This is a genomic window from Halomonas sp. DP3Y7-2 (assembly GCF_019800795.1).
Lineage (GTDB): Bacteria > Pseudomonadota > Gammaproteobacteria > Pseudomonadales > Halomonadaceae > Halomonas > Halomonas litopenaei_A.
In genome coordinates, this window is the sequence record NZ_JAHVKJ010000014.1 from 39,399 (window position 1) to 57,014 (window position 17,616).

The 17,616-nt window shown below is 62.7% G+C and carries 15 protein-coding genes; 8 read left to right on the forward strand and 7 right to left on the reverse strand.

Annotated elements, in window-relative coordinates:
• Positions 1-33 precede the first annotated feature (33 nt).
• Complete coding sequence (locus KUV45_RS19250; RefSeq protein ID WP_222163923.1) at positions 34-768, forward strand: HupE/UreJ family protein; 735 nt, start codon at positions 34-36, stop codon at positions 766-768.
• Between the two features lie 16 nt (positions 769-784).
• A complete protein-coding gene (locus KUV45_RS19255; RefSeq protein ID WP_222163924.1) occupies positions 785-1,453 on the forward strand; it encodes a hypothetical protein in 669 nt (222 codons plus the stop codon).
• A 113-nt stretch (positions 1,454-1,566) separates the two neighbouring features.
• Here the strand turns inward: KUV45_RS19255 and KUV45_RS19260 are convergent, their stop codons facing one another.
• The 3 genes from KUV45_RS19260 to KUV45_RS19270 all read right to left on the reverse strand — a co-directional run bounded on the left by KUV45_RS19260 (position 1,567) and on the right by KUV45_RS19270 (position 4,236).
• Complete coding sequence (locus tag KUV45_RS19260) at positions 1,567-2,649, reverse strand: putative zinc-binding metallopeptidase (protein WP_222163925.1); 1,083 nt, start codon at positions 2,647-2,649, stop codon at positions 1,567-1,569.
• 133 nt (positions 2,650-2,782) lie between these two features.
• Entirely contained in the window at positions 2,783-3,718 is a 936-nt protein-coding gene (locus tag KUV45_RS19265; RefSeq protein ID WP_222163926.1) for an alpha/beta hydrolase, read from the reverse strand.
• Entirely contained in the window at positions 3,715-4,236 is a 522-nt protein-coding gene (locus KUV45_RS19270) for a GNAT family N-acetyltransferase (protein WP_222163927.1), read from the reverse strand. The genes KUV45_RS19265 and KUV45_RS19270 overlap by 4 nt, the downstream gene beginning before the upstream one ends.
• 356 nt (positions 4,237-4,592) lie before the next feature.
• On the opposite strand from KUV45_RS19270, the gene KUV45_RS19275 reads away from it, so the two are divergent.
• From KUV45_RS19275 to KUV45_RS19295, 5 genes are all read left to right on the forward strand, one after another.
• Positions 4,593-5,429, forward strand: a complete 837-nt coding sequence (locus KUV45_RS19275; protein ID WP_222163928.1) for a glycosyltransferase family 2 protein — start codon at positions 4,593-4,595, stop codon at positions 5,427-5,429.
• Positions 5,426-5,713, forward strand: coding sequence for a lipid-A-disaccharide synthase N-terminal domain-containing protein (locus KUV45_RS19280; RefSeq protein WP_222163929.1), 288 nt, complete (start codon positions 5,426-5,428; stop codon positions 5,711-5,713). The genes KUV45_RS19275 and KUV45_RS19280 overlap by 4 nt, the downstream gene beginning before the upstream one ends.
• Before the next feature lie 81 nt (positions 5,714-5,794).
• Positions 5,795-7,555, forward strand: coding sequence for a glycosyltransferase family 39 protein (locus KUV45_RS19285; protein WP_222163930.1), 1,761 nt, complete (start codon positions 5,795-5,797; stop codon positions 7,553-7,555).
• Between the two features lie 459 nt (positions 7,556-8,014).
• Positions 8,015-8,866, forward strand: a complete 852-nt coding sequence (thpD, locus tag KUV45_RS19290; protein ID WP_206940874.1) for an ectoine hydroxylase — start codon at positions 8,015-8,017, stop codon at positions 8,864-8,866.
• Between the two features lie 174 nt (positions 8,867-9,040).
• Positions 9,041-9,718 (forward strand): fumarylacetoacetate hydrolase family protein, encoded by a 678-nt coding sequence (locus KUV45_RS19295; RefSeq protein WP_222163931.1) that lies wholly within the window; start codon positions 9,041-9,043, stop codon positions 9,716-9,718.
• Between the two features lie 137 nt (positions 9,719-9,855).
• Here KUV45_RS19295 and KUV45_RS19300 read toward each other — a convergent pair whose 3' ends face one another.
• From KUV45_RS19300 to KUV45_RS19315, 4 genes are all read right to left on the reverse strand, one after another.
• On the reverse strand, positions 9,856-11,034 hold the full coding sequence (locus KUV45_RS19300; protein ID WP_224852133.1) for an alcohol dehydrogenase family protein: 1,179 nt from the start codon (positions 11,032-11,034) through the stop codon (positions 9,856-9,858).
• Between the two features lie 153 nt (positions 11,035-11,187).
• Positions 11,188-13,107: a biosynthetic arginine decarboxylase gene (gene speA, locus KUV45_RS19305; protein WP_206940708.1), complete on the reverse strand. Its 1,920-nt coding sequence runs from the start codon at positions 13,105-13,107 to the stop codon at positions 11,188-11,190.
• The gene (locus KUV45_RS19310) at positions 13,104-14,072 is read right to left on the reverse strand and encodes a homoserine kinase (protein ID WP_222163932.1); all 969 of its coding nucleotides are present in this window, start codon (positions 14,070-14,072) and stop codon (positions 13,104-13,106) included. The genes speA and KUV45_RS19310 overlap by 4 nt, the downstream gene beginning before the upstream one ends.
• A gap of 242 nt (positions 14,073-14,314) precedes the next feature.
• Complete coding sequence (locus KUV45_RS19315) at positions 14,315-14,584, reverse strand: DUF2782 domain-containing protein (protein WP_222163933.1); 270 nt, start codon at positions 14,582-14,584, stop codon at positions 14,315-14,317.
• Positions 14,585-14,828: 244 nt separating this feature from the next.
• On the opposite strand from KUV45_RS19315, the gene polA reads away from it, so the two are divergent.
• Positions 14,829-17,615, forward strand: coding sequence for a DNA polymerase I (gene polA / locus KUV45_RS19320; RefSeq protein ID WP_222163934.1), 2,787 nt, complete (start codon positions 14,829-14,831; stop codon positions 17,613-17,615).
• Position 17,616 lies beyond the last annotated feature (1 nt).

The following is a 17,616-nucleotide window of genomic DNA, read 5'->3' on the forward strand; positions in this document are numbered from 1 at the left end:
CCTTAATTCGATACCTAAACCGTGGAGAGTTTCATGTTCCCCTCATTGATGAGGGGCGAGTGCGGTGTGCCTGATAAGGCCCGACACTACGCCCTGACCCTGTTCGCTCTGCTGGTATTGCTCCTAGGAGCCAGCGGCGATGCCCTCGCCCATGCCGTCGCGGAAGGCGACAAGGGCTATATCCAAGAGATCTACGGCATCCACCTGATGTCGTTCATCTACCTCGGCGCCAAGCACATGGTGACGGGGTATGACCACATTCTGTTTCTGCTAGGGGTGATCTTTTTCCTCTACCGGATGCAGCACATCGCCATCTACGTCAGCCTATTCGCGCTGGGGCATTCCACGACGATGCTCCTCGGGGTGTATTTCAACATCGGCCTCAACAGCTATCTGATCGATGCCATCATCGGGCTCTCCGTCGTCTACAAGACGTTGGACAACCTCGGCGCCTACCAGCGCTGGTTCGGTTTCCAGCCCAACACTAAGGCGGCGACGCTGGTCTTCGGCTTCTTCCACGGCTTCGGCCTTTCGACCAAGATCATCGAGTACGAAATCTCGCCGAACGGCCTAGTCCCCAACCTGCTGGCGTTCAACGTCGGCGTGGAAATCGGCCAGCTGCTGGCCCTTGGGGCCATCCTTATCGTGATGGGGTTCTGGCGACGCACCCCGGGCTTCCTGAGCCATGCCTACACCGCCAATGTCGCCATGATGTGCGCCGGTTTTGTACTGATCGGCTATCAGCTCACCGGCCTGTTCGCCACCTGATTTCAAGGAGTTCGAGATGTACAACACCGATATGCCTAACCGCGCCGAATTGCCCTCTACTGGGCAGTTGATCCGCTCTACCATGCTTGCCGCAGTGGGTGCCACCGTATTGCTAATCACCGTCGTGCTGCCTGCGGAGTACGCCATCGACCCGACCGGCATGGGACGCCTACTGGGGCTGACCGACATGGGGGAAATCAAGCAGCAGCTGGCCGAGGAGGCTGAACTGGACCGGATAAATGCCACGGCGGCACCTCAGCCAGAGGCCCCGGCCGCAGCCATGCCGAAGCAGGAGGCTCAGGAGGCCGCCGCCGCCGAGACCGCGTCTGTCGCCGCTGAGGCTGAAGCCCCGGCACCCGAGCCGGCCGTTACTTGGCGCGATGAGGTGCAGTTCACCCTGACACCGGGCGAAGGGACGGAATACAAACTGACCATGGAGAAAGGTGCCGTAGCCCGCTTTGTCTGGGAATCCGAGGGTGGCCCGATCAACTTCGATACTCATGGCGACGGTAGCGGCAATGCCATCAGCTATGAGAAAGGGCGCGGTGTGGCAAAGGATGAGGGGAGTCTAGAAGCCGCCTTCACGGGTAACCATGGCTGGTTTTTTCGCAACCGCAATGACAATGAAGTGACCATCGAGCTTCGCCTGGACGGAGATTACGGTGAGTTAAAGCGGATGCTCTGATAGTTGGGTTCTTCCTTCGCCATCCTGACCCTCTCTGAATGAGGGTCAGGAATCGAGCCACTTATCCTCTTTCTGCTTAACGCAGACTGTCATCGGCTATACTAGTGCAAGGGCTAGACAGCTCGTCCAAAGGGGGCTGCGTCTGCATGGCGGGCAGACAGCACCATCTCGTGGACGTAGCGCAGCTTGGCGGCAATGGTTGGTGTAATCACTTCCGGGACCAGGTCGAGCAGCCCCATCTCGCGGTTCATTTCATTGAAGCCCAGGCTCAAGCGACCAAAGGTGTAGAGCATGGCGTCCAGGTCCTCGTCAAAGCCGGTGGGGGTGATGCCGAAGTGTCCGGCGGTATCGAGGATCGCCACCATGTCGAGGTAGAAGCCGAAGGTCTCGGCGAAATCCTCCCAGGGGTGCATGGTGGCGTAGGCGGACAGGTGGTGCTCTCGCCAGTCTGCAGGTGGGCCCTGCTGGTAGTGGCGCTCGAGGGCGTCGCTGTAGCTGGGGTGGCGATGGTCACCAAAGACGGCGATGCAGGCGTCTTCGTCTCTGCCCTTGATCAGCAGCTCCCAATAGTAGTGACCGATCTCGTGTCGGAAATGCCCGATCAGCGTCCGATGAGCCTCATTGAAGTCGGTGCGCAGGCGTTCGCGTTCGACATCATCGGCCTCCTTGACGTTGATGGTGATGTGACCGCCGGCGTGCCCGGTAAACACCGGCATGCCTTCTTCGCTGCTGTGCCATCCTCCTTCCACCGGTACTTCGTCCGCCAGGAACGAAAAGGATAATGGCGGGTCTGCCTTGTCTGGGCTGACCTCATGGGGAAGCCCCAACAGATCAAGGGTATAGAACAGGCGTCGCTTGGCACTCTCGAGCTTGGCCCAGCGCTCGCGATGGCCTTCGATGGACAGGTCCGGAATGGCCCGGTTGTGGCGGCAGCAGTCACACAGGGTTATCCCCTGGTCGGCCTCCTGGGCCGTGAGCATGCGATTGCACACCCCTTCCACTGCATAGTTATGACACTTGACCAGCAGGGTGCCACAGCCGTCGTCGACACAGCGGTAGCGCCCGTCAGCTTGCCGCTCCATGGCGACCAGCGCATTGCATCCCGGACACCAGCCCACCTCCGTCGCGCAGACCAGGCATTGGGTGTTATCGAAGAACAGCCGATTGTCGCAGCGGTGACAGGGGTAGTGGCGCATTAAGGCGTCCTCGATCAACGGCAATACATCAGTTGCCGCTAGTATAGCCAGCCTAGTGGTCAGCGCTGTGTTGAGTGTGCTCAACGGATGGTCAGACCTGTTCCGCCACGCCAGGCTGGCTCGCTCACCAGCATCAGCCGAAGCGTTGAGACGGCTCTTGGCATAAACGCGCCAGGAAGTTTGCCTGGTCCTCGGCGAGGCGGGGTTGCCAGGGGTCCTCGTAGATCGCGAAGTGGCCGGTGTCGTAGGTCTTGAGGGTGACCCGGTCCTTGAGGCTGTAGACCAGTCGGTAGCCGGGGGCAATCGGCGTCACGCTATCGCGGAGGCAAAGTTGCAGCAGCAGCGGACAGGACAGCCGGTGGGCGACCTTGACGGGCCGATAGAGTCCCAGCGCCAGCAGCGCACGCGGGGCAATGCGGTTGTCGAAATCGTCACCGGCGAAGCACTGAATGCCTTCCAGCGCATCGGGTGCGGTGAGTGCGGCCAGCGTGCCCGGCTCACCTGCCAGCGGGATATAGTGCGGGGACCGCCCGAGGCTGCCGCGTATCAAGTCGGCAAGGCCCGCGCCGGTCATGCGCAGGAAGGTCCCGATCCCTTCGTCCTTCAGCTTCACCAGTGATGAGGCCCGGCCGTCCAGCATAGGATTCATGGCGATGACGGCGGCGATATCCCGACGCCGTGCCGCCAGCTGGAGGACGTGGGCGGAGGAAAATGACGTCCCCCATAGCACCAGCGGACGGAGCGGTTCGAGGCTGCGGGCGTGATCGATGGCAGCCAGGTAATCCTGCTGCTGGCGGCGAATGCCGAGCAGCTGGCGTGGCTCCCCAGCGGAGCGTCCGAAATGGCGATAGTCGAAGGCGAGCACGCTGTGGCCCGCCTGCTGGAGCGCCATGGCGTAGGGCATCAAGCCGCCCTCGACGGTGCCGCCAAGGCCATGGGCCATGACCACCAGGGCACCGCTGTCCGGCGTTGCTGACGCCGACGGTAGCCACCAGCCGTGGCAACGGGTGCCTTGGCTAGAAAATTCCACCTGGCGAATGGGCTCTGGGTGTCTGTTGCTATCGCTCATGGCGTGGCCTTGTCTCTCACCGCGTGGCCCGGTATTCCGGGGTGGTGGGGAGCGAGCTCCAGGGTCATGTAGACGCTGTTAGGATCGACGATATAGTCGGCGAAGGGCGCGCAGGTGACGAAGCCATGCTGTGCATAGAAGCGCCGGGCCGGGGCAAACCCAGGCTGGGAGCCCGTCTCAAGGCTCAAGCGTCGGTAGCCGCGCTGACGAGCTGCCGCTATCAGGTGTTCGAGCATCCGCGTGGCGATGCCACGTCTCAGTTGATCCGCAGCGGTGCGCATTGACTTGATCTCGCCATGATCGTGGCCAATCGCCTTCAGCGCCACGCAGCCGACAAGTCGATCCTGCTCCCACAGCCCCCACAGGGTGACGTCATCGCCCTTCAATTCGTCCAGGCTAAGTGCGTGCCGGCTCTCCGGAGGAGAGTCTGGCGCCAGGCGCTTCAGGTCTCGGCGGTGGGCGCGAATCATGGCCACCATGTCGGGGTGAGTCAGATCATCTTGCTTGAACTGAAACATAAGGATCCTCGAGAACGCTGGCGCCTGGCTGGGCCAGCCACAGGGGCATGGACCGCAGTCTACAGGGCTGGCCACTGTCCGGCGAGACGGACACCTCTGTTGGTGCGAGTGGGCAATCGAGTCAAGCGTGTCAGGGCATCGTGGCAGGAGACGTCCACTGGCATGACGACCTTTTTTTCGCCAGGTTATGTGCCATAACGTCGTCGTTTTGAAGGGCGGCGTTCCCGGTCAATGACGTCGATCGACGAAGCATAGATATATGCGCGTTATGTAATCTTATGTTGCGGTGAATTAAGGCCCGCTTAAGGTTGGCGGTCCATGCTGTCCCTCCTGCACTTGCTGATGGAGAGGCCAAGATGGCGCCCGTTACCTTGTCGGTACTGATCCCCGCCCACAATGAGTCGGCCAATCTGCCCGGCCTGCTCGACGAAATTGCCCAAGCCCTGGCGGACCATGACCACGAAGTGATTGTGGTGGACGATGGTTCGGATGATGACAGTTGGACGGTACTGGTCAGCCGGGCTAACCGACAGCCGACGCTTAGACCGCTGCGTCATCACAGCAGTGCGGGCCAGAGCACGGCGCTGTGGCAGGCCGCCCGACATGCGCGGGGGGAGTGGTTGGCCACGCTGGATGGCGATGGTCAGAACGATCCCGCCGATATTCCTGCGTTGTTGCAGGTCGCCATTGCCGAACGAGCCGACCTTGTCGGCGGCCATCGAGTCCGTCGCCAGGATAGCTCCCTGAAGCTGTTTTCCTCGAAGGTGGCCAACGCGGTTCGCGCCCGTTTGCTGGGTGACGGCTACCCCGATAGCGGCTGTGGCATCAAGGTCATCCGTCGAGCAGCATTCGCCTCCTTGCCCTACTTCGATCATATGCACCGCTTCCTCCCTGCCCTGATCACCAGCCAGGGCGGTCGCTGCCTGGCTCGGCCGGTCCATCACCGGCCCCGTGGTCAGGGAGCTTCCCACTACGGTCTCGGCAATCGGCTATGGGTAGGCATCGTCGATATGCTCGGGGTCATGTGGCTTCAGCGACGCAGTCGCCTGCCGGTGGACTGCCGCTGCGTGGACAATGCCCTGGACCTGCCTCGGGTCAGCGATAGTACAGCGCTTCCATCTCACTTCATCGCGACTCAAGCGACCAATGACCAATCAGTGCCTGCTGTGCCGACGCTGGAGCCGATGCGATGACCTGGAACCTATGGTTGCTGATCGGCTTTCTTGGCCAGGCGCTGTTCTCCGCTCGCTTTATCGTGCAGTGGATTGCCAGCGAGAAAGCGCGGCGCAGTGTCATGCCTGTGGCTTTCTGGTTCCTAAGCCTGGGGGGCGGGGCCACGTTGCTTGCCTATGCAATCCACCGTCGCGACCCGGTGTTCATCATGGGGCAGGGCGCGGGCCTGTTTATCTATTTACGCAATCTAATGCTGATGCGCAATGCGTCCCAGCGTGACCGTAACGTTCGCCAGGCGGCGTAGTCGCCGAGCGGGCCCTGGTGGTGTGTCTGTGCTCTGCTCAAGGCCAGCGTGCCTGATCAGAACCCTGTTGAGGAAAGCAGCATGTTCGTAGTGGGATTACCCCGTCGCCCCGGCTGGGGCTGGTGGCTGGGCCTTGTCGTCTTTGCCGTGGCGCTGTTGGCCCTGGGCCTTGGCTGGCGGGATCCGTGGCCCGCCGATGAACCACGTTTTGCGCTCAACGCGGTGGAAATGCTGGTCACCGGTGAGTTCTGGATTCCTCATCGGGGCGGAGAGCTGTATGCCGACAAACCCCCGATCTTCATGTGGGCCAGCGCCTTCTTCATCTGGCTGACCGGATCCATGCGTATCGGCTTCATGCTGCCCTCGCTGTTGGCGGGGCTCGGCACCCTGGGGCTTATCGTGGATCTGTGTCGTCGCCTGCATGGCCCCCGAGTGGGGCTGCTGGCGGGTATCGCGACGCTGGCCACGTTGCAGTTCGTGCTTCAAGCCAAGACCGCTCAGATCGACATGCTGCTGACATTTTTCACCACGCTGGGCGCCTACGGCATGCTGCGTCACGCCTTGCTGGGCCCCGCCCGGGGCTGGTGGCGGGCAGGCTTCGTCGCCATGGGGGCTGGCATCCTGACCAAAGGCGTGGGCTTTCTGCCGCTGGCGCTGTTGCCCGTCTGGGGCGTGATCAGTTGGTGCGGTCGTCACCAGGGACAGGCCAGGGTCACGCCACTGCGCCTGCGCGACCTGGTGGAAGGCCTGGCGTGCCTGCTGGCGGTGGTGCTGGCCTGGGGGCTGCCGATGATCCTTATCACGTCGTTGTCCGATGATCCGGCGCTGGCGGCCTACCGCGACAACATCCTGTTCAAGCAGACCGGCGAGCGCTATGCCGATGCCTGGGCCCACCTGCGGCCCTGGTATTACTACATCGTGCAGGTGCTGCCCTGGGCCTGGATGCCATTGGTGCTGACCTTGCCCTGGGCGCTGCCGAACTGGTGGCGCCGAGTGAAGCGCGGCGATGCCAAGGTACTGCTGCCACTGACAGCCGTCATCCTGATCGTGGTGTTCTTCTCGCTTTCACCGGGCAAGCGAGGCGTCTATATGCTGCCGACGCTGCCGTTGATGGTCATGGCATTGGCCCCGTTGCTGCCGGCCCTGGTCCGGCGAAAGGGACCTAATCGAGCCGGCTTCGGTGGCCTGGTGTTTTTCGCCCTCTTGCTGGCGACGGCGGGCGTCCTGGGATTGGTGGGCTTCGCTCCGCTGGAGCGCCTGGCCCATCGCTACGGTGTGACACCGTGGTGGGAGTGGCTGGCGCTGGGCGCTATCGCTCTTGCTCTGGCGCTGGCCCTGAAGCCACGCCGTGGAATGACGGCCATCACGCTGTTCTTCTTCTGCCTGTGGGGGTGGTGGAGCACCTTTGGCTATGCCTGGATGGATCCGGAGCGCTCTCCCCGTGACATGATGGCTCGCGTCTCTCAGGAGGTGGGGCCCAACGGAGAGGTTGCACTGTTGAACTTCGATGAAGAAATCCTGCTGCATGCGCGGTCTCGCAGCGTGCATTTCGGTGACATGACGCCGCTGGAGAAAGAAGTGCCGACAGCCATGGCCTGGTTAGCCGAGGCCCCCGAACAACGCTGGATGCTGGTGGTGGACAAGGATCTGGAGGCGCTGAGCTGTGGGGATCTTGGCCAGGCCGTCGAACTGGGCCACCAGAATCGTCATGACTGGCTGCTGTTGCCGGGGACTGCCTTCGCTGGCTGTCCAGCGGATCGCTTTGCTGCTCCCATCTACCTGGCGCCGACCTCGGTGCCCGCCAATGGCGCCGGCAGATATTTCGGTGACGCCAGCCGCTAGGCAAGCACTGTGCGGGTGACTGCGCGGACGAGCTAGGGTAGCGAACAATACTTAAACCAACCTTATGCAAAAGTTGCATTTAGAGGGTTGCATGGAGAGCGATGGGTGGGTAGCTTGTGGCAGGGGGCAGACGGCCCCCTGCAAGCGGCGCAGACCCGATGAGGTGGGCTTCTCATTGTCATGCCTCGCTGGCTGCGTCGCTGGTACGAGTTCGAATCTGAAAGCTGATCAATACCAATGGAGGGTGATCGGATGGAAGTGCAGACGTCGTCCAATCCGCAAACAGTCAACCGTCGTGGCGGCATGGCGCATCGCGCGCGTCAGAGCCAACATGACGGACAGCGTCACGCTCGCCGTGGCGCCCATCTCAAGCAGCAGCAGACACATAGCGCTAACCAGGCCTCTTATCAGGCGTTGGACCGGAGTGGTGCAGGCTATCCGACCCGGCTCCCTCAGCCGATGCAGAGCCTCTGGGTGGACCGTCGCGGCCCTGTGATCAAGGGAAGCGCCGAACAAGGGCCTCTGAGCCAGCAGCAGTTGGATGAATTCGAGAACAAGGGATTTCTGTTCGAGCCGAATTTCATTTCCGGTGATGAGCTCGCCTTGCTGCGCGAGGAATTGAAGGTACTGCTCGAAAACGATGCGTTCCGTGGCAAGGATTACAGCGTCGTGGAACCGAGCGGCAAGGAAATCCGCTCGCTGTTTGCCGTGCATTACCTGTCCGAGGTGTTTGCGCGGCTGGCCAATAATGAACGCCTGGTCGGCCGGGCTCGTCAGATTCTGGGTGGCGAGACCTATGTGCACCAGTCGCGGATCAACTACAAGCCAGGGTTTGAAGGCAAGGGCTTCAACTGGCACTCGGACTTCGAGACCTGGCACGCCGAGGACGGCATGCCCGAGATGAATGCGGTCAGCGCCTCGATCGTGTTGACCGACAATCACGAGTTCAATGGGCCCTTGATGCTGATTCCCGGCTCGCATCGTGTGTTTGTTCCGTGCATCGGCGAGACGCCGGACAACAACCACGAGACGTCGTTGAAGAAGCAGGAGGTGGGTGTCCCCAGCCAGGAGGCGTTGCGGCAGCTGATCGAGCGCAACGGCATCGAGGCACCCAAGGGCAGCGCCGGCGGCCTGTTGCTGTTCGATTGCAATACCCTGCACGGATCCAACGCCAATATGTCGCCGGATCCCCGCAGCAACGCGTTCTTCGTCTACAACCGAGTGGACAATCGCTGCGGCGAGCCCTTTGCCGCCAAAGGCCGTCGCCCTGACTTCCTGGCCCACGAGCCGGAGGGTCGATTCGAGCCCTGAGGTTCTGCCGCCTCAGCCGCCTTGGCATCCTTGAGTGAGACGGGTGACAGTGGTCGCGGGAGCAGCAAAAGCTGGGATAGACTCGAGAGGCGCGCCAATGGCGCGCCTTTTTTGCGAGTGTCGCGGCAGGTTGCCGCCTGCTCGTGACCTCTCTACTGACCTCAGGAGCCTGTCATGTCTCTCGTCCCGAGCTTTGTCGATGGCGACACCTTTTCACAGCCGCTTGGCAAGGTGGTTTGCGTCGGTCGTAACTACGCAGAACACGCCAGGGAGCTCGATAATCCTGTGCCCGACGCCCCGATATTGTTCATCAAGCCGGCGACCAGTGTCGTGCCGCTTGAGGATGACGTGAAGGGGCCGTTCGAGCGCAGCGATGTGCACTTCGAGACGGAGCTGGCGCTGCTGATTGGCGAGACGCTGCGTGACGCCACCCCGGAGCAGGCAGAAGCTGCGGTGGTGGGCGTGGGTCTGGCGTTGGACCTGACGCTGCGTGACGTGCAGTCCGCACTGAAGAAGAAGGGGCATCCATGGGAGATCGCCAAGGGCTTTGACGGCGCTTGCCCGCTGTCACGCTTTATCCCGATCGACGCGCCGATGGATTGGTCTGCCATCGAATTCAGCCTGGACATGAACGGCGAACGTCGCCAGCACGGCATGGCGAGCCAGATGCTGTTCCCGATTCCCGCGCTATTGGCCGAAATGAGCCAGCACTTTACCCTGGCCCCCGGTGACGTGGTGCTGACCGGCACCCCCGCTGGCGTCGGCAAGCTGGAAAAGGGGGCCTCTCTGGCCTTTGAACTGTCTCTGCCCAACGGCCAGAGCCATCAGCTCCAGACCAAGGTGGTGGGCTAGGCGGCACAGGCTCGCCCAAGGCTGATAAGAGCTAAAGAGCGCAGATCAGAGCTAAGTAGCGCTGATCAGCGCGAGCTCAGGCCGGCGACGCCCAGCCCTGCAGATCCGACGGTGGGCCTTGTCCGCAGGTAGCGGGTTCAGTCCAGCGGGGGCGGTATCAGGACCAGGTTGCCGACGTGGTGTTTTTCGAGGAAGCTCTTCTGGGCCTCGACGATGTCCTGCAAAGGAAAGATACCGGCCAGCAGCGGGCGAATCTCGCCGCGCTCGATGTAGCCGATCAGGTTGGAGAAGACGGGCTCATCCCAGGCGGTGGAACCGATCAAGCGGATATCCTTGAGATACAACTTGCGCATGTCGAGTTCCACCACTGGCCCGGCGATGGCCCCGGAAGACACATAGCGCCCACCTCGATCAAGCACCTCGAGAACGCCGCCAAAGCCTTGGCCCGCCACATTGTCCACCGCCACGTCGATGGCGGATTCTCCCAGCGCCGATACCAGGTCATCATGACGATCAAGCAGGCGATCGGCCCCCAAGGCCTGGATCGCCGGATGCTTGGCATGGCTGGCCACCGCAGTGACGTGGGCGCCACGACGCTTGGCCAACTGCACGACCGCTGAGCCAACGCCACCGGAGGCACCGGTCACCAGCAGCCTGTCGCCTGCCGTGACCCCTGCACGATGCAGCATGTTTTCGGCGGTGCCATAGGCACAGGGGATGGTGGCAAGCTCTGCATCGCGCCAATCGCAGTCGACGGCAAACACCTCACTGGCGGGCACCTTGACGAACTGTGCAAACGCGCCATCGAAGTCCGATGCCATCCACACCGAATCCCAGTGCTCGAAGCCCTTGGTGCGCATGCAGGCTCGCACCAGCACGCGCCTGCCGATCAGCTCGGTGGCGTCGACGTCTTCTCCCAGGGCGACCACCTCGCCGCAGCAATCGGTACCCTGAATCAGTGGGAAGGGCGTTGCCCCATTCCAGCCACCGTCGTCGCTATTGCCTGAATCGTCGTCCTGGGCGCTGTCCGAGGACGCCTGGGTATCGCTCGTGACGCTGGACGAATACCAACCCAGGCGGGTATTGATCTCGGTATTGTTGATGCCGGCGGCCAGGACCCGCAGCAGCACCTCTCCAGGCCCCGGCTCCGGGGTGGCCACGCGCTGGTAGCTCAGCTTGTCGTAGCCGCCATTGCCCAGGGTGACGACGGCCAGCATGGTTGGCGGTGGAGTGAAGGAAGAGGAAGGGGAGCTGGAATCGGTAGGGCGTGAGGTATCGATGACGGCATCCTCCTGGTGGCTTGTGGCACGGCGCATATGCTCTATCTCGCCATGGCTGACGGCTGGGTGCAAGTGCTACGCAAGGTAGCGCGCCCGCAGACACGAAGGGTGTCGGCGGGCGCGGCAACAGGCGGTGGGCGCGGGGCTTGTCTGGTCTGGACTGGCTGGCACCCAGTGGCAAGGGAAGGCTTACTCCAGATAGGTGTAGCCGTCGAGCCCCTCCGACAGGTCATCCAGGAAGTGACGCTGCTCGCGTGGATCCAGATTACTGCGGGTGAGCTGCACGCGCAGGCGTTCGCGCAGCACGTCAGCGTTGAAGTTGACGTAGCCCAGCACGTCGGACACCCGGTCACCCCACTGCAGGTTGGTCAAGCGCCAGCCGCCGTCGCGATCCAGTGAGGCATCCACCGCATCGGTATCACCGAACAGGTTATGCAGATCGCCCAGAATTTCCTGGTAGGCGCCCACCATGAAGAAGCCGAGCAAGCGCTCATCCCCCTCATGCCACTCGGGCAAGGGCAGGGTGGTCTCTACCCCCTGGCCATCCACGTAACTGTCGATGCGTCCGTCACTGTCACAGGTGATGTCCTGAATGACGCCGCGACGGCTGGGTTCGCGGTCCAGTCCGCACAGCGGCAGCACCGGGAAGATCTGCTTGATGCCCCAGACATCGGGCATCGACTGAAACAGCGAGAAGTTGACGAACAGCTTGTCCGCGAGCTTCTCGGCGAGTTCATCAAGGATCTCGCGATGGGCGCGATTGCGGGGGTCCAGCTGTGAACGTAGGGCGGCACAGGCGGCAAAGTAGACGCCCTCGCCTTCGGCCCGCGCTGCCAGGTCGGCGGCTCCCAGCACGAAACGATCATGCAGATCGCCCATGTCCTGAATCAGGTCGTGCCAGGCTTCCATCAGGCCGCGCGGCTCGGGCTCACGCTGCAGAAAGTCCAGCGTACGCCAGAGCGCTTCCACTTCGGGGTCGTCGCTCCGGCGTTCGCTGGGTGGCTGGGTGTCCACGCTCTCTTCGCCGATCACGTTGGTGATCAGGACAGCGTGGTGCGCGGTCAGCGCTCGGCCCGACTCGCTGATCAGGTGCGGCTGAGGCAGGTCCTCTGCGCTACATACCTGATTGAAGGCATAGACCACGTTGCGGGCGTACTCGAGCATGGAGTAGTTGATCGAGCAGAAATTGCGCGAGTGGGTGCCTTCGTAGTCGACACCCAGTCCGCCGCCCACGTCCACCGTATCCACCGGGGCACCCAGCTGGTGCAGGTACTGGTAGAAACGGGCACATTCACGCAGGCCGCGCTGAATATCACCGATATTGGCGATCTGGGATCCCAGGTGGAAGTGCACCAGCTGCAGGCTGTCGAGGCGGCCTGCCTCGCTCAGGCGCTCGACCACCGCCAGGATCTGGCCAGCGGTCAGGCCGAACTTGGACTTCTCTCCGCCGGTATCCTGCCACTTGCCACGTCCCACGGATGACAGCCGAGCACGCAGCCCGATGCGTGGCGTCACGCCCAGGCGTTCGGCCTCTTCCAGAATCATCGGTAGCTCGGACAGCTTTTCCACGACCAGGTAGACCCGGTGGCCGAGCTTCTCGCCCATCAACGCCAGACGAATGTACTCGCGGTCCTTGTAGCCATTGCACACGATCAGCGACGGGCCATCCCCTGACAGGGCCAGCACCGCCAAGAGCTCTGGCTTGCTGCCTGCTTCCAGGCCCACGCGGTCGCGCCCGCGCTCGTTGGTGGCGAGAATTTCCTCGACCACGCGACGCTGCTGATTGACCTTGATCGGGTAGACCGCGGTGTAGCCGCTGGTGAAGTTTTCCTCTGCCATGGCCTGATCAAAGGCCGCGCACAGCTGCTCGACCCGGTCATGCAGAATATCGGTAAAGCGGATCAGCACCGGCAGGCGCAGGCCGGCCTTGCGTACCTGCTCGACCAGGCCGATCAGGGGCAGGCTGGGGCCCGGTTCGACCTCGCCGAGGGGCCGCACCAGCGCTTGCCCGGCTTCATCCACGTCGAAGTAGCCACTGCCCCACTGGTCAATGTTCCAGGTACGGCGGGCGCGTTGCACGGCTGCATCAGGTTGCGGCTTCTGGCTCACAAGCGAACCTCGGTGTCGGGCAGGGGAAGAGCGCCATGCTCCAGGCGCGAGCGCAGGATGCGCCGGAACTGCTCTGGGTCATGGGGCGTCAGGTCATGGGCCGGCGGGTCCACATACACCACCAGCAGGCGCGACAGCCAATAGCGCAACGCCGTCAGGCGCAGCATCAGCGGCCAGAGCGCGCGCTCCTGGGCGGTCAAGGGGCGCTCGGCGAGGTAGGCCTCCAGCAGCGCATCGTGGCGCTGCTGGTCGAGATGGCCATCGCCATCGGTGGCCCAGTCATTGATGACAATGGCCAGGTCGAACAGCAGGTCACCGGTGCAACCATTGTAGAAGTCGATGATGCCGCCCAGCTGCTCGCCGTCGAACAGCGTGTTATCGCGGAACAGGTCACCGTGCAGCGCGCCCTGGGGCAAAGGCTGCTCGAGGGTTTCCAGGGCCGCCTGGTAGGCATCCACTTCATCCTGCATCAGCGCCTGGTCTGCGGGTGACAGATAGACCAGCACCTTGTGATGCATGGCGCTCAGCCAGTGAATGTCACGAGGGTTGGGGCGGTGTCCGCTGAAATGACGCGAGACGCGGTGCATTTCGCCCAGGGCCTGTCCCAGTGCCCGGCATTGAGCGGGATTGGGGGCCTTGGGGTGGCTGCCCGGCAGGCGCGGGAAAAGCAGCGCAGGGCGACCCGCCAGCTCGTGCAATGCGACGCCGTCGCGGTCGTGAATAGGGCCAGCGACGGGGATGCGATGCTCGTCGAGGAAGTCCAGCAGCTCGACGAAGAATGGCAGTTCTTCGTGTTCACCCTGCTCGAACAGAGTTAGCACCAGTTCTCGCCTGTCGGTGGTGACAAAGAAGGTGCTGTTTTCGGTGCCTGCGGGCACCCCTTGCAGCCTTGTCAGTTCGCCGACGTCAAAACGGCTGAGAAAGCCTGAGACCTGTGAGTCTTCAAGCGGAGTGAATACGGCCATGGATCGTCTCGCCCGGGGTTGCCAAGGCGCCTATTGTAGCGACTTGGCAACGAGTTGCACGTGATCGAGAAACGTAATCTCAGCGGAATGACAGTGCCCCTTGGGGCAAGTGCCCGGCAGAGGGCCTGGGGCGCGCAGGGCGCTGACAGCAAACGTGCAAGGTGAGCACAACGGGCGGGCAGCGAAGGCGGAGCGACGACGCTCGTCGATTCGCCCCGGCCAGGCTATTGGACCCTGCTTGGCTATTGGACCCAGCTGGGCACGTCGACGCTATCGCTGGTCTGGCGCTGGAAGTTGCCGTCGCCATTGCGGTCCACCAGGAAGTAGGTGCTGCCACCCTTGGGCTCCACCTTGATGGCATACAGCTTGCCGTTGACTCGGTACTCGCTCAGGGTCTGGCCGGCTTCCTGGCGTACGCTGACATCCGGCTGCACCTGCGCCACAGCGGGTGCCGCTGTCGCCAGTAGCGTCAGGGCCAGCAGGCTAGCGCTGGTGAGGCGTTGAATCATCATGGTAAGCCTCCTGATGACAGTTCATCGTCAAACGGTTTGGTAGAACGGTGTTCGATAAGACCATGATACGTGTCGCAGGGTTCCCCGGCAAAGGCGTTGTGGTCGCGCCGCAGCGGGCAGACGCTGGTGCCAGGGTGGAGCGACGCTCTGGACTTCACTCGGCGAAAAGCGACCGGCAAAAGACGCACGGGATGCGTATCATGTGTGGCAACGTAGACATTCTTTCTTACAGGGACGCCGATCCATGGCCTCTAGCCCCATCGTTCTCGTCGACGGTTCCTCCTATCTTTACCGTGCCTTTCACGCCCTGCCGCCACTGACCACCTCCGAAGGTCAGCCTACCGGCGCCATCAAGGGCGTGATCAACATGCTCAAGCGCCTGATCAAGGACTATCCGGACAGTCCCATGGCGGTGGTCTTCGATGCGCCCGGCAAGACCTTTCGTGATGAGCTGTACGATCAGTACAAGGCGCAGCGGCCGCCGATGCCGGATGACCTGCGCGCTCAGGTCGAGCCGCTGCACGACTGTGTCAGGGCGCTGGGCTTGCCGCTGCTATGCATCAAGGGGGTCGAGGCAGATGATGTCATTGGCACCCTGGCCCGGATGGCGACGGACGCCGGCCGCGACGCCGTGATCTCTACCGGCGACAAGGACATGGCGCAGCTGGTCAATGGCCATATCACGCTGGTCAACACCATGAAGGACGAAACCCTGGATGTGGCCGGGGTGAAGGACAAGTTTGGTCTGCCGCCGGAGTTGATCATCGACTACCTGGCATTGATGGGCGACAAGGTCGACAACATCCCCGGAGTGCCGGGGGTTGGCGAAAAGACCGCTATCGGCCTGCTGCAGGGCATGGAAGGCGGGCTGGATGTGATCTATGGCGACCTCGACAAGGTCAAGACCCTGTCATTTCGTGGCGCCAAGACGTTGCCCAAGAAGCTCAAGGAACATCGCGATCAGGCCTACCTGTCGTACACGCTGGCCACGATCAAGACCGACTGCGAGCTGGAGCTCGGCCTCGATGACCTGGCCATCGCTGCGCCGGACCGTGAGGCGCTGAAGACGCTTTACCAGCGCCTGGAGTTCAAGAACTGGCTGGCGGAGTTGCTGGCCGGTCAGGACGAGGGCGTGGACGACGTGGCGGGTGGCACGGCCACCCCGGCGGGGAGCGATGACGCCGAGGATGGCAAGGTCGCCGCGGGGGACACGCGGGAGGATCACGTGATTCTCGAGCAGGCCGAGCTGGACGCCTGGCTCCAGCGGCTGGCCGACGCCGAGGCCTTCTGTTTCGATCTGGAAACCACCAGCCTCAACTATATGGAGGCCGAGATCGTCGGTATTGGCCTTGCCCTGGCCCCGGGCGAGGCCGCCTACATCCCGCTGGCCCATGACTACCTGGATGCCCCTGCCCAGCTCGATCGCAAGCAGGTGTTGGCGTCGCTTGCTCCGATACTGGCCGATGAGCGCATCGCCAAGATTGGCCAGAACCTGAAATACGACATCTCGGTACTGGCACGCTACGAGATGGCGGTCGCCGGGCCTCTGATCGATACCATGCTCGAGTCCTACGTGCTGGATTCCACCGCCACCCGGCATGACATGGACTCCCTGGCGCTGAAGTACCTGGGCGAGGGCACGGTCAAGTTCGAGGATATTGCCGGCAAGGGTGCCAAGCAGCTGACGTTCAACCAGATTGCCCTGGAACAGGCGGCTCCCTACGCCTGCGAGGACGTCGATATCACCCTGCGCCTTCACCACGAATTGCGCCCCCGCCTCGAGCAGACGGGGCGATTGGCCGAGGTGCTCGACAGGCTTGAACGGCCGCTGGTTCGGGTGCTGTCGCGGATGGAGCGCAACGGGGTAGCGTTGAACGTCGAACTGCTGCACACCCAGAGCCAGGAGCTGGCCGAGCGCATCCGTGAGCTCGAGGCCAGGGCGTTCGAGCTGGCCGGACGAGAGTTCAACCTGGGTTCGCCCAAGCAGCTGGGACAGATCCTGTTTGAAGAGCAGGGCATTCCCGTGATCAAGAAGACCCCCAAGGGCGCGCCGTCCACCGCCGAGGCGGTGCTTGAAGAGCTGGCACTGGATTATCCGCTGCCCAAGCTGATCATGGAGCATCGTGGCCTTTCGAAGCTGCGCTCCACCTATACCGACAAGCTGCCCAGGCTGGTCAACCCGTCCACCGGTCGTCTGCACACCAGCTATCACCAGGCGGTGACGGCCACCGGTCGTCTGTCGTCGTCAGATCCCAATCTGCAGAATATCCCGATTCGTACCGACGAAGGACGCCGCATCCGTCAGGCCTTTGTGGCACGGCCTGGTTATCGCATCGTGGCGGCGGACTATTCTCAGATCGAGCTGCGCATCATGGCGCACCTGTCCGGCGACAAGGGCCTGCTGTCCGCCTTTGCCGATGACAAGGACATTCACGCCGCCACGGCGGCTGAGGTGTTCGGTGTCGGCCTGGACAAGGTGTCCAGTGATCAGCGCCGCAGTGCCAAGGCGATCAACTTCGGGCTGATCTACGGCATGAGCGCCTGGGGGCTGGGTCGCCAGCTGCACATCGAGCAGAGCCAGGCCAAGACCTACATCGATCGCTACTTCGATCGCTATCCCGGGGTAGCCCGCTATATGGAGCGTATCCGTGCTCAGGCGGCCGAGGATGGCTATGTCGAGACAGTGGCCGGGCGCAGGCTCTATCTGCCGGAAATTCACTCTCAGAACCGCGCTCGTCGCCAGGGCGCCGAGCGCACCGCCATCAATGCGCCCATGCAGGGGACGGCGGCAGACATCATCAAGCAGGCCATGATCGATATGGACGATTGGCTGACCGACCAGGCGGGCAGCAATGGCTTCGATGCCTGGATGGTGATGCAGGTCCACGATGAGCTGGTGTTCGAGGTCAAGGAAGACCAGGTGGACGCCTTCATGGCCGAGGTCAAGGCGCGCATGCAGAATGCTGCCAGCCTCGATGTGCCCCTGATTGTCGAAGCCGAGAGCGGTGCCAACTGGGACGAGGCCCACTGAT

Coding starts and splice junctions, on each gene's coding strand:
- KUV45_RS19300 (WP_224852133.1), bottom strand. CDS start 11,034: ATGCGCCGTGCCACAAGCCACCAGGAGGATGCCGTCATCGATACCTCA.
- polA (WP_222163934.1), top strand. CDS start 14,829: ATGGCCTCTAGCCCCATCGTTCTCGTCGACGGTTCCTCCTATCTTTAC.
- KUV45_RS19250 (WP_222163923.1), top strand. CDS start 34: ATGTTCCCCTCATTGATGAGGGGCGAGTGCGGTGTGCCTGATAAGGCC.
- KUV45_RS19275 (WP_222163928.1), top strand. CDS start 4,593: ATGGCGCCCGTTACCTTGTCGGTACTGATCCCCGCCCACAATGAGTCG.
- KUV45_RS19295 (WP_222163931.1), top strand. CDS start 9,041: ATGTCTCTCGTCCCGAGCTTTGTCGATGGCGACACCTTTTCACAGCCG.
- KUV45_RS19315 (WP_222163933.1), bottom strand. CDS start 14,584: ATGATGATTCAACGCCTCACCAGCGCTAGCCTGCTGGCCCTGACGCTA.
- KUV45_RS19265 (WP_222163926.1), bottom strand. CDS start 3,718: ATGAGCGATAGCAACAGACACCCAGAGCCCATTCGCCAGGTGGAATTT.
- KUV45_RS19255 (WP_222163924.1), top strand. CDS start 785: ATGTACAACACCGATATGCCTAACCGCGCCGAATTGCCCTCTACTGGG.
- KUV45_RS19285 (WP_222163930.1), top strand. CDS start 5,795: ATGTTCGTAGTGGGATTACCCCGTCGCCCCGGCTGGGGCTGGTGGCTG.
- thpD (WP_206940874.1), top strand. CDS start 8,015: ATGCAGAGCCTCTGGGTGGACCGTCGCGGCCCTGTGATCAAGGGAAGC.
- KUV45_RS19310 (WP_222163932.1), bottom strand. CDS start 14,072: ATGGCCGTATTCACTCCGCTTGAAGACTCACAGGTCTCAGGCTTTCTC.
- KUV45_RS19270 (WP_222163927.1), bottom strand. CDS start 4,236: ATGTTTCAGTTCAAGCAAGATGATCTGACTCACCCCGACATGGTGGCC.
- KUV45_RS19260 (WP_222163925.1), bottom strand. CDS start 2,649: ATGCGCCACTACCCCTGTCACCGCTGCGACAATCGGCTGTTCTTCGAT.
- KUV45_RS19280 (WP_222163929.1), top strand. CDS start 5,426: ATGACCTGGAACCTATGGTTGCTGATCGGCTTTCTTGGCCAGGCGCTG.